The organism is Micromonospora sp. URMC 107, assembly GCF_051386315.1.
GTDB lineage: Bacteria > Actinomycetota > Actinomycetes > Mycobacteriales > Micromonosporaceae > Micromonospora.
The window spans coordinates 1-427 of the sequence record NZ_JBPQTK010000307.1 but is presented as its reverse complement, the minus strand read 5'-3'; the positions used below and the strand labels follow the sequence as shown (position 1 = coordinate 427).

Sequence of the window (427 nt, the reverse complement as noted above, 5' to 3'; positions counted from 1 at the left end):
TCCAACATCGGCTCCATCAACCGCGAATGGAACGCGTGACTGACCGACAACTCCTTGACCCGCCACCCCCGCTCACGGGCGGCCGACACCACCGACGCGACGTCGCCTGCGGAGCCCGACACCACCACCGACGCCGGACCATTCACCGCCGCGACGTCCACCGCCGCACCCGACGCCTCGATGACCTCCCGCACGTCGACCTCGGCGGCACCCACCGCCGCCATCACCCCACCGGACGGCAACGCCTGCATCAACCTGCCACGAGCAGCCACCAACACACACGCATCCGCCAGGGACACCATCCCCGCCACATACGCCGCCGTCACCTCACCAATCGAATGACCCGCCAGGAAGTCCGCCCGCACACCCCACGACGACAGCAACTCCCACAACGCCACCTCGACCGCGAACAACCCCGCCTGCGCGA

General features: G+C 69.1%; 1 protein-coding gene. It reads right to left on the bottom strand.

What is annotated here, in order from left to right; translation table 11 throughout:
• Positions 1 to 427: acyltransferase domain-containing protein (locus tag ACSNN9_RS28655; protein ID WP_436676418.1), on the bottom strand; the 427-nt coding region annotated here is incomplete at both ends.